The sequence below is a fragment of the Lentzea sp. NPDC060358 genome, from assembly GCF_042725365.1.
Taxonomy (GTDB): Bacteria; Actinomycetota; Actinomycetes; order Mycobacteriales; family Pseudonocardiaceae; genus Lentzea.
Genome location: NZ_JBHXCW010000073.1, coordinates 22,637 through 33,021 on the forward strand (window position 1 = coordinate 22,637; position 10,385 = coordinate 33,021).

General features: G+C 71.7%; 9 protein-coding genes. 2 read left to right on the plus strand and 7 right to left on the minus strand.

Annotation, left to right across the window (positions count from 1 at the left end; translation table 11 throughout):
* Positions 1–73: 73 nt before the first annotated feature.
* Entirely contained in the window at positions 74–769 is a 696-nt protein-coding gene (locus ACFWGZ_RS17785) for a DUF998 domain-containing protein (RefSeq protein ID WP_382452605.1), read from the minus strand.
* 96 nt (positions 770–865) lie between these two features.
* A complete protein-coding gene (locus ACFWGZ_RS17790; protein ID WP_382452606.1) occupies positions 866–2,044 on the minus strand; it encodes a serine hydrolase domain-containing protein in 1,179 nt (392 codons plus the stop codon).
* 152 nt (positions 2,045–2,196) lie between these two features.
* Here ACFWGZ_RS17790 and ACFWGZ_RS17795 point away from each other — a divergent pair, with 152 nt between their 5' ends.
* Positions 2,197–3,021 carry a MerR family transcriptional regulator gene (locus ACFWGZ_RS17795; RefSeq protein ID WP_382452607.1) on the plus strand — a complete coding sequence of 275 codons (825 nt, stop codon included), beginning with the start codon at positions 2,197–2,199 and terminating at the stop codon, positions 3,019–3,021.
* A gap of 73 nt (positions 3,022–3,094) precedes the next feature.
* Here ACFWGZ_RS17795 and ACFWGZ_RS17800 read toward each other — a convergent pair whose 3' ends face one another.
* On the minus strand, positions 3,095–5,023 hold the full coding sequence (locus ACFWGZ_RS17800) for a DUF1996 domain-containing protein (protein ID WP_382452608.1): 1,929 nt from the start codon (positions 5,021–5,023) through the stop codon (positions 3,095–3,097).
* Positions 5,024–5,294: 271 nt separating this feature from the next.
* The gene (locus tag ACFWGZ_RS17805; RefSeq protein ID WP_382452609.1) at positions 5,295–6,566 is read right to left on the minus strand and encodes a glycoside hydrolase family 64 protein; all 1,272 of its coding nucleotides are present in this window, start codon (positions 6,564–6,566) and stop codon (positions 5,295–5,297) included.
* 288 nt (positions 6,567–6,854) lie between these two features.
* Between ACFWGZ_RS17805 and ACFWGZ_RS17810 the strand changes: the two genes are divergently transcribed.
* The gene (locus ACFWGZ_RS17810; RefSeq protein WP_382452610.1) at positions 6,855–7,340 is read left to right on the plus strand and encodes an SRPBCC family protein; all 486 of its coding nucleotides are present in this window, start codon (positions 6,855–6,857) and stop codon (positions 7,338–7,340) included.
* On the opposite strand, the gene ACFWGZ_RS17815 is transcribed toward ACFWGZ_RS17810, so the two are convergent.
* The 3 genes from ACFWGZ_RS17815 to ACFWGZ_RS17825 are packed head-to-tail and all read right to left on the minus strand — an operon-like array spanning position 7,337 to position 10,229.
* Positions 7,337–8,599, minus strand: a complete 1,263-nt coding sequence (locus ACFWGZ_RS17815; protein ID WP_382452611.1) for a PEP/pyruvate-binding domain-containing protein — start codon at positions 8,597–8,599, stop codon at positions 7,337–7,339. The two genes, ACFWGZ_RS17810 and ACFWGZ_RS17815, sit on opposite strands and share 4 nt — an antisense overlap.
* Positions 8,587–9,180 (minus strand): transcriptional regulator, encoded by a 594-nt coding sequence (locus ACFWGZ_RS17820; protein WP_382452612.1) that lies wholly within the window; start codon positions 9,178–9,180, stop codon positions 8,587–8,589. Before ACFWGZ_RS17820 ends, ACFWGZ_RS17815 begins: the two co-directional genes overlap by 13 nt.
* Entirely contained in the window at positions 9,177–10,229 is a 1,053-nt protein-coding gene (locus ACFWGZ_RS17825) for a TetR family transcriptional regulator (protein ID WP_382452613.1), read from the minus strand. Before ACFWGZ_RS17825 ends, ACFWGZ_RS17820 begins: the two co-directional genes overlap by 4 nt.
* Positions 10,230–10,385 lie beyond the last annotated feature (156 nt).

Sequence of the window (10,385 nt, forward strand, 5' to 3'; positions counted from 1 at the left end):
CGCCGCGGCGAGCGAGGCCGGCCGGGGCACGACGTGCACCGTCCGGCTGCCGCGCGGACCGGACGCCGCCGGGTCAGCGTGCCCGCACCGGCGCGGGCACGCGGGTCCGGCGCAACGCCGTGCCCAGCACGACCAGGCTGATCAGGAACGGGTAGACGATCCCCCGTTCGACGAGACCGATGAGGATCCCGGCACCGGAGGCCAGCAGGCCCAGGTAGGCCGGGATCGCCACGAGACCGGCGATCCCGGCCACCACCAGTCCCCTGCCCACCCCGCGGGACACGCCGAGGACGCGGTGCGCCCTGCCCAGCAGCACCACCAGCACGTTGCCGCTGAAGAACGCCAGGAAGGCTCCGAGGCCGTGGAAGTCCGTCGAGTCGGTGACCTCACCGGAGCCGGGGAAGAAGCCCAGCACCACCCCTCCGGCCGCGAGCAGCACCGCGAGGACGACGACCGGCACGCGGAGCCTGCCCGGCAAACCCTTGAGCAGCAGGGCGCCCACCGCCACCCACAGTCCGAAGAGGACGAAGCCGGTGTTCATCACCCACGCCAGCGGGGAGTACATGAACTGGCCGAACGCCGTCGTGGGACCGTGGACGCCGAGGTTGCTGATGAAGTGATGGGTGTAGCTGTACGGCGGGTCCGTCCACGCCGCCGCCGCGACGAACTCCGCGGTGAAGAAGGTGGCGCCGCTCGCCGCGAGCGCCACCCCCGCCGCGCGGTTCGGCGGAAGTGGCCGGTGGGCAACGGTTTCTGACGTGCTGATCACGGTCGTCCCCTCGTGTCGGTGTACCGCGAAGGGTGCGGCGCAGCGCTGGTACCGCGCTGGCAGGGCGCTGGCAGGGACTGACACCGGCCGGTGCGCTCAGATCCCGAGCACCGTCCGCAGCGCCGCGGTCAGGTGGTTGGCCCGCTGGTCGCCGGGGGTGGCCAGCTGGTTGTTGAGGTAGCCGAACCCGATCTCGGCGCTCGCGTCGGCGAAGCCCAGGCCGCCGTTGACCCCGTCGTGGCCGAAGGAGTGGTCCGACAGCAGGGGTCGGCCGGGGTAGCCGTTGATCAGGAACCCGGTGGAGTAGCGGATGCCGCGCGGGGTGATCACGCCCGGCCAGCCCTTGCCGCTGGACCGCGGCGTGAGCGCGTCGGCGACGCTGCCGCCGGTGAGCAGGGGCGGCGCTCCCCCGACCCGCGACACGGCGGCGGCGTAGATCCTGGCCAGCGCGGGGGCCGACATGATGCCGTTGGCCGCGGGGATCTCCGCCGCGTGCAGGGCCGGGGAGTTGAAGTCGGTGCGCGCGTCGTCGAGGAACCGGGCGGGCAGCGCTCCGCTCATCGTCACCGACCGCACGAACGCCGACTCCTTCAACGCCGTCGCGATCAGGGCGACCCCGTCGGAGCCCGCCACCCCGCACGCCGGGTGGATGCGGGCCACCCGCGGCGCGACGTGGGCGGGCAGCCCGATCCAGGCGTCGGCGGCCAGCGGTGTCGTGAGGTACTCGGCCAGCAGCTCCTGGGGGCGCAGACCGGTGGCGCGGCGCAGGATCTCGCCGGTGAGCCAGCCGAACGTCAGCGCGTGGTAGCCGAACTGCGTGCCGGGCTCCCACTGCGGCCGCTGCGCCTCGATGGCGGTGATGACGGGTCTCCACCGGCTGACGTCCTGGAAGGTCAGGTCGGTGTCGAGGGCGACGACGCCCGCGCGGTGCGCGAACACGTCGCGGATCGTGGTGCGCTCCTTGCCGTGGGCGCCGTACTCCGGCCACACCGACACGACCGGTGCGTCGAGGTCCAGGTGGCCGTGCTGCTGCGCGAGGTAGGCGATCAGGGCCAGCAAGCCCTTCGTGGCCGAGAACCCGACCGCCACGGTGTCGGCGGTCCACGGTCGCCCGGTGGTGCTGTCGCCGACGCCCCCGTGCAGGTCGACGACCAGCCGGCCGCGGTGGTAGACCGCGAGGGCGGCACCGGTCTCGGCGCCCCGGTCGAAGTTGTCGCGGAAGGCGTCCGCGACGGGGCCGAAGCCCTCGTCGGCGAACCCGTGGATCTGGGTCATGACCACTTCCCTCTGAGCTCTGGGGGCCGGCGCGGCAGGACGACAGGAGTCATCATCGGGAACCGGGGCGCTCCCGTCACCGTGCTGTTTGCACCTGACGCAGCGGCATGTGCTGTCCTACGAGGATCACCGCTCGAAAGGCCCTGTTCGCGATGCACCTCTCGTTCACACCGCCCCGCCGGGTCAAGATCGGCGACGCCGCCGCGTTCGCCGGGACCACCCCGCGCGCCATCCGCCACTACCACCAGATCGGCCTGCTCCGGGAGCCGGCGCGCGGGACCGACGGCCGCCGCCGCTACGGCCACGACGACATGCTCTCCCTGTTGTGGATCCGCAAGATGGCGGAGACCGGCATCCGGCTCGACGACATGCGGGCCGCCTTCGACGAGGCCCGGGACGTCGACGAGAGCCTGCGCCTGCTCGAGGAGAGCCTGGCGGCCCAGGAGGCCGAGATCCGGCGGCAGCGCGCGGCGGTCCGGCGCCTGCGCGAGGTGGGCAACCCGCTGGGACTGCTCTCGGAGCCGGTGACGAACCGGCTCCGGCACCTGCCGCCCGGCGCGCTGCGCCCGTCCGACCTGGACGCCCTGCTCGTCACCGAGCGGATCTTCGGCGCGGTGGCCGCCGCGGTCCAGGCGAGCTCGTTCATCGTGCTGGCCACCGATCCCGCGCTGCGGGCGGAGGAAGACCGGCTCGACGCAGCCGAGGCCGCCCTCGACGACGGCGTGGACCCCGCCGATCCGCGCGTCGAGGAGCTCGCGCGCCGCCGCCACGCCCACCTCAAGTCCCTCGAACGAGCCATCAGGGCGGCCGGTCTGGACGAGGCGGAGGAAGCGCTCTTCGCGGCCGAGGACGAACTGGACGAGGAGCACGAGCGGGAGATGAGCGCCTTCGAGGCGTTCACCAAGATGCCGTACGACTTCTCCCCCGCGCGCATGCGCTGCGTCGAACGCACGGCACAGCTGCTCGCCGAGGACTGACCTCCCGCACGACGAAAAGCCTGCCGGGACCCAGGCCCCGGCAGGCTTCTCACTGCGGTCGATCAGGTGCGGATCAGGAGCACTTGCGCCCGTCGTTCACGCACTTCACGATCTTCGACATCGTCTGGTCGGAGTTGACGTTGGCGAAGTCGTTGTGGTCGGAGAACGGGTTGTGCTCCTCCTCCGGGAACGCGTCGAGCTGGTACTGGCCCTTCTGCTGGACATCGCGCGGGATGTCGTAGGAGATGCTGATCCGCAGCTGCGGGATGGCCTTGAAGCCCTGCGGGCACGCGCCGCTCTGCTTGTCGGCGAACCGGACGTGGTCGCGGTGGTTCGCGCTGTCGGCGTTCTTGCCGTCCCAGCAGCCCGGGAAGTCGTGCACGCGCATGACCTTGCTGCCGTTCGGGCAGATCACGTACTTGTCCGACAGCCGGTCGCCGAACCCGTCGCAGGTCCACGTCGCCCGCGCGTTGGCGGGGCCGCGGCTCGTCGGCTTGGCGTCACCGGTGACCATCTTCAGGAACTGCGGCATGGCCGTGACCTTGCTGGTCGCGTTGCCGCGGTACTCGATCTTCACCTGGGCCGGGCGGACGATCTTGCCGTTGTTGCCGACGAGCTCCAGGTTCTTGCCGGTGGGAGCGGCCAGCGGCGGGGCCGTCGTGGTGGCGGGAGCGGTGGTGGTCGCACCGCCGTTGTTGTTCCCGCCGTTGTTGTTCCCGCCGTTGTTGTTGCCGCCGTTGTTGTTGCCGTTCCCGTTGTTGCCGTTGTTGTTGCCGCCGTTGTTGTTCTCGTTGCCGTTGCCGTTGTTGCCGTTCCCGGCGCCGCCCTCGTCCTCGTTGAGGCCGCACTTCGCGAGGCGCTCGAGGCCCTGCGGCCGCTCGGCGTTGCGGCTGATCGCGATCGCGATCCGGTCGAGGGTCGCGGCGCGCTTGTCCTTCAGCGGCCCGAGGATCGCGTTGTCGATGAAGTTCGGGCCGCCCTGGCCCTTCGTCTTCACCAGGCGCTGGTTGGCCTCGGCGATCTGCTTGTCGAGCTGGTCGAGGTTGTTGTCCACCTCGTCCAGGGCCTGGTCCGGCACGCCCGGCAGCGCTTCCCGCACCGAGGGGCACTTGATCGTGGGCGTCGCGGCGTCCTGCTCGGCGCCGTTCTGCTGGTTGGCGTTCTGCTCGGCCTGCTGGAAAACGCCTTCCCCGGCGAACTTGCGCGGCTTCGAGTGCTCGCCGTGGCCGCCGCCGTGACCGCCGTGGCCCCACCGCAGGTCGCAGTCGGCGAGCGGCGTCAGGTTCGGCTTGCGGGAGGCCCGGCTCAGCGCGGTCGCGATGCGGTCCAGCGTGGCGGCGCGCTTGGCGCGCAACGGGCCGAGGACCGTGTTGTTGACGAAGTTCGGGTCGGCGGAGTTCTGGGCCTTCGCCACCTTGTCGTTGGCCTCGCGGAGCTGCTGGGCGAGCTGCTGGAGGTTGCGGATGATCTCGTCGCGCACCCGCTGCGGGACGGCGGGCAGGCGGTTCGCGACACCGGGGCACGCGACCTCGCCGGGGCCGTTCTCCTTGACCTTGTCGGGGTTCGAGCCGACGGAGGACGGGTTGGCCTTCGGGTTGATGCGCACGACAGGCCAGAAGTAGGACGACTTGTCGCCGTTGCGGCAGGTCGTCTCCGAGTCCAGCAGGCTCTCGTCGGTCGACTCCGCGCTGATCGACAGGTTGCCCACGAAGTCGTGGACGTGCTGCGCACCGTGCTTGAGGCCCGGCTGTGCGACCGGGTTGTCCGCACTGAACTTGCCCTGCTCGTTCGTGCCGCAGTCGACCGTGAACACGCCCTCGGCGCCGTTCTTCCCGGTCTTCGGCTCCACGACGTTCTTGCCCACCTTCTCGATGGGCACGAACGCACCGAGCGGCGCGGGCTCGCCGTTCTTGGCGGCCAGCGCCACGGTGGCGGTGCCGGCTGCGACCACGGCGACCGCCGCCAGTGAAGCGATCAGGCGGAACTTCCGTCTGTCCGTCACGCGGTGCGTCATTCGTCCTCCTCGTTCATGCGGCGCATGATCGGGAGTACGTACGGCGCGGCACAACGGCTCAAACAAAATTTCGCCACCCAACAGGATCGAACGCCGCAGCCCCGGTTCGGCGACCGCGCTGCTTGAGCGGCGGGTGACGACTCCGTCACCGCATGTCACCGTCCGGCCCGCTCGTGTTCGTTCGTGTTCGATCATGTCGGGCAACGGCGAACGGCGCCGCGGACGAGGTCCGCGACGCCGTTCACCTGGCAGGACGTGCTCAGTTCAGGACGAAGTTCCAGCTCGGAACCTCGCCGAGGCCACCACCGGCGGCACCGGCCACCACCGCGGCGGCGGCAGAGCCGCCGAACGGGGTGAGGGTGATGCCGGCCGAACGCGGGTCGCCGTCGTGCACCAGGGACTCCTGGGCCTGGACGTCGTCGAACGCGAACCCGTACGCCTTGCCGTCCACCATGTTCTGGTGCACGAGCCGGGAGTAGTGGTTCGTGATCGCACCCTGGTAGAAGTCCGCCGGTCCGCCGCCGGGCTGCACGTCGATGCGGCCCAGCGTGGAACGGTGCAGCGCCGCGCACAGCGTGCGGGCGATCGGACCGACCACCTCGTCGTTGGGAGCCTGCAGCGCGCCGTCGCAACCCCACACGTTGGACGTGGAGGGCTTCGAGAACGACGCGACCTGCTGACCACCGGAGTTCGTGAAGTTCATCGTGCCGCCCGAAGTGCGGCCGAAGTACTTCACGTCCGGGCGGTCGCCGAACGGCTGCACCGTCAACGTCTTGCCCGAGTAGGCGTTCCACGCCTCGGTGATGTACGGGTCCAGGTAGTTCGGATCGAACTTGCCGACGTCGGCGGCCTTGCCCGGCGCGAGGACGCGCAGGACCGTGCCGTCCGAGCCGGAGACGATCGAACCGTCCCAGCCCGACTGACCGCGCAGACCGTTGACCACGGCGTCGCGGCCACCGGACTTGAGCTCACCGGTCTTCTTCGTGGCACCACCGGCGCCCGTCACGGACACCGCGTGCGGCACCGCGAACATGTCCACCTGCGAACTGTTCAGCCAGAGGCCGGCGTCGTTGTAGGTGAACTCGCTCCAGTCGAACAGGATCCCGCTGTTGGGATCGCCGCCCGCCCACGGCGCGGGCTGCACCAGGCCGTCCGGCGTCAGGAAGAACTTCAGCTTCTCCCCGAACGACATGTAGACCCGGCCGGAGATGAAGCGCGGCACCTGCACCGTGGTGGTGCCACCCTGCCCGGGGCCGTCGATCGACACGTCCGGCGCGGGCGTGGGCGGGTTGCCGCCCGGCGACCACGGCGTGAACGCGCCGGCCTGGTTGACGTACCCGAGCCGCCCGCTGCGGATGTCCGTGCCGAGCACGTACAGGTGCACGGCCTCGGACCGCCCGCTGTTGTTGGTGACGGTGAGCGGCAGCAGGTCGGGACCGACCGCCTGGGCGGAGGTGGTCGCGACCGTCGCCGATGCGACCGCCGCCGCCACCGCGGTGAGCGCGCTGAACCACTTCGTTCGCGTACGCATGCAACTCCTTGTGCAGGGAAAACTCGAACACCAGGCCCTGACCTGGCTTCAGGGGCGGCCAGGGCCTCACACTCCCGAGCACTGGTACGCACCAGTTATGAGAGCGCTTCCATAGTTGATCGCCGACGCAGTTCTGTCAACCGCCGCGACAATCCCGGCGACAGTCCTGTTAGGACTGACGGTGAAGTCGTTGTGAGGTGCCGATATCCACCTCGCACATGCGAACGGTGCTCGTGAAGCGCAGCTGTTACCCTACCCGCGTTCACCGGAGAACTGGAGTGCTCCACCATGAAGTACACCGTCTCGCTGGAAATCGCCCTGCCGCGCGAGCGGGTGGCGCAGCTGCTCGCCGACCCGCGGCAGCTGCCGAAGTGGCTGCGGGGCCTGGTGGTGCACGAACCGCTGGACGGCGCGCACGGGCAGCTCGGCACCCGGTCGCGCGTGGTGCTGAAGATGGGCGAGCAGGAGTTCGAGGCCGTCGAGACGATCACCCGCCGCGAACCGGTTGACCTGCACGGGATCCCGCCCGAGGCCGTCGTCCACTTCGAACGCGAGATCGCGGGCGAGGGGATGTGGAGCGCCGCGCGCGAACGGCTCACCGAAACCGGTTCCGGGACGACGCTCTGGGAGAGCGAGAACGAGTACCGGTTCAGCGGCGTGATGATGAGACTGGTCGGGCTGCTGATGCCGGGCAGCTTCCGCAAGCAGTCGCTGCAGCACATGCGCGATTTCAAGGAGTTCGCCGAGCACGGCACGGACGTTCGCGAAAGCTAAGCCCCGTCCGCCCACCCGAGCAGGCGGCGCACGCTCGGGTCCACGGCCCCGGTCACGACGCGGGGCCTGCCCAGGGCGACCTCGCCACCGGTCCCGTCGATGGTGATCACCGTTCCCCTGCCGAGCTCGTACCCGCCCGCCGTCGCGGCGCCGGTCCCCACGACCAGGTCCGCGACACCCACCACGGCGGGCTTGCCCATCGACCTCGCCACCACCGCGGCGTGGCTGGCGGGGCCACCGCGCGCCGTCACGACTCCGGTGGCGGCGGCGAGACCGCGGATGTCCTCCGGGGACGTCTCCGGCCGCACCAGCACGACCGGGCCGTCGGCGGCCATGCGCACCGCCTCGTCGGCGGTCAGAGCGACGCGGCCGGTGGCCACGCCGGGACAGACGCCCAGTCCGCGTGCCACCACCTCGGCCTCGGCGATCCGAGGCGTGTGCACGCGCCGGAGGTCCTGGGGCGAGACGCGGCGCACCGCCTCGGCGCGGGTGATCCCGCCCTCGTCGGCCAGGTCGGCGGCCAGGCGGACGGCGGCGGTGCCGGTGAACCCGCCCGGACGGACCTGCAACAGCCACAGGACGCCCGACTCGTAGGTGAACTCGACGTAGCAGGCGTCGCGGTAGTGCTCCTCGATCGTGCCGAGAGCACCGAGCAAGTCGTTCCACACCACCGGTTCCCGCTCGGCGAGCCGGGCCAGCGGCTCGGTCCGCGAGCGACCGGACACGACGGCGTCGCCCCGGTGTCCGAAGAGGACTTCGCCGAACGGCCGGTGCTCGCCCGTGTTCGGATCGCGGCTGAAGGCGACGCCGGAGCCGCTGTGCTCGTCGCGGTCGCCGAACACCATGTCCTGCACGACCACGGCGGTGCCCAGGTCGTGCGGGATGTCGTGCAGCGTGCGATAGGTGCGGGCGCGCGGGGTGTTCCACGACGAGAAGACCGATTCCACGGCTCCCGCGAGGACAGCGGGTTCTCCGGGCGTGACGCGCAGGCCGAGGACGGTGTTCATCATGCCGGGCATGGAGATCGCGGCTCCGGAGCGGACCGAGACGACCGACGGTGGCCACTCCCCCAGCTCGTCACCCAGCCCCGGCGGGAGCCGGCCGTCGCGCAGGAACGCCCGGCAGGCCCGCGTCACGATGACGGAGGCGGCCGGCACCGGGAGTCCCAGGCGGTGCAGCAGCACCAGGCCGCGGGCCTTGCCGCCGATGACCTCCGGCGGCTCGTCCAGGCCGGCGTGCACCCGCGTCAGCCATGCCATCGGGCGATCCCCTGCGTCGCCAGGAGGTCCTCGTGCAGCTCGGCCCAGACGGTGTGGAACGACGCCATGTCATCGGCGAGGTACCCCGGCTCACCTGCTTTCGCACGGGTGAGGGCGCGGGTCAGGCGGGACTCGTAGCGGGCGAACCTGGGCAGCACGGCGGCCAGTTCGGCGATCACGGCCCCGGCCCGCTCGTGGAAGTCGGTGAACGCGGCGAGGACGCGACGGTCGTAGGCGGTGTCGGTGTGGTCGTTGACGGTGCCGTCCGCGGCGCGGACCTGCCAGGCGGTGCAGAGGTCGAGCAGCTCCGGGTTGAGCACCAGGAACCGCTCGAACGCCCCGGCCAGGGCGGCGCGGCCGCCGGCCGACTCGAGCTCGGCGGCGGTGCGCTCGACGTCGGCGGCCCTGCCGCGCTCCGTCAGCGACCAGCCGCCGAAGTCCCGGTCGCGGGTCACCAGCCCGGCCACCGCGAGGTCGATCAGCTCCGACTCGACCTCGGACTCCGAGCTGCCCGTGAACGACGCCACGCGGGTCGGGCCGGTGGTCCCGATGCAGCGCAGGGCGTGCAGGACCTGGCTCACGACGTCGCTCCCGTTCGTGCGCTCCCAGCCGCGTGGCCGGCACCACGGCCCTCGGCGCGGGCGATGACCAGGCCGTCGCGCACGCGGACGGCCGCCTCGGTCTCGTCGTCCGGGTCCGCCAGCCCGATCGCCGCCGCGATCCGCGCGTCGTCGTCGAGGACCAGCCGGACGTGCCGCCACGCCTCGGGGGTGAAGACCCGGCGCAGGCAGGTCAGGAGGTCGGTCAGGCGCAGGCGGACCAGGCGGCCGGTCTCCTCGCGGTCGCCCGTCACGACGGCGATCGTCACCTGCTCGCCGGGCGCCGCGGACCTGACGGCCTCCTCGGCCGCGCCCAGGCGGTGCGCCCCCAGGACGACCACCAGGCCGTCCGCCGCGCCGGCGGCGCCGGTGATCTCGTCGACCGGCTCCTCCGGCGGGCTCCAGGCGTCCGCGCAGGTGCGGGCCGGGGCGACGAACGGCAGGTGCGGAGGCGCCCACGTGTCGGCGAGGTCGATGCCGGCCAGGTGCCGGCACGCCTGCACCACGTCGAACGGGTCACCGGAGCCCGGTGCGGTCTCGGCCCGGTGGGTGGCGCCGTCCAGCAGCGTCAGCACCAGCTCGGCCAGCCGCACCCGGCGGCCCGGGCCGGTCTTCTCGAGCGCTGTGGCCAGCAGCAGCGCCTCCAGGCGCGCCAGCGAGGCGAGGACCCGGCCGTGGTCCAGCACGCCGTCGAGGGAACGCAGCCGCAGCCGGCCGGCGGAGTCGTCCATCAGCGGCAGGCGGTCGAGCCAGGTCCTGGCGAACGCGGCCAGGGCGTCGGCCGCCGAGGCCGGGGGCTCCTCGGCCGGTGCGCCGCCGTCGCGGCCGACGAGGTCGAGCAGCACGGCCAGGTACAGGGCGCGTTTGCCGGGGAAGTTGGAGTACACGGCGCCACGGGTCAGGTCCGCCCGCTCGGCGATGCGGTCGACCTTCGCCGCCGCGTACCCGTGCTCGGTGAACTCGTCCGCGGCCGCCGCCAGCACCGACGCACGGGTCCGCGCCTGCTGCTGCGCCCTGGTCAGGCGGACCATCGCCACCCCGCTCCAGATGTTGTCATCATCCGGATGATGTCATCTTCCAAGCGGTCGGCGCAAGATCGCCGCGACCGGCGGGGTACAGCAGGCTGCACTCCAAAACAGCCAGCCGCACCTCGATTTTTGCGACAACCTGTCGTAACGTTCACGACC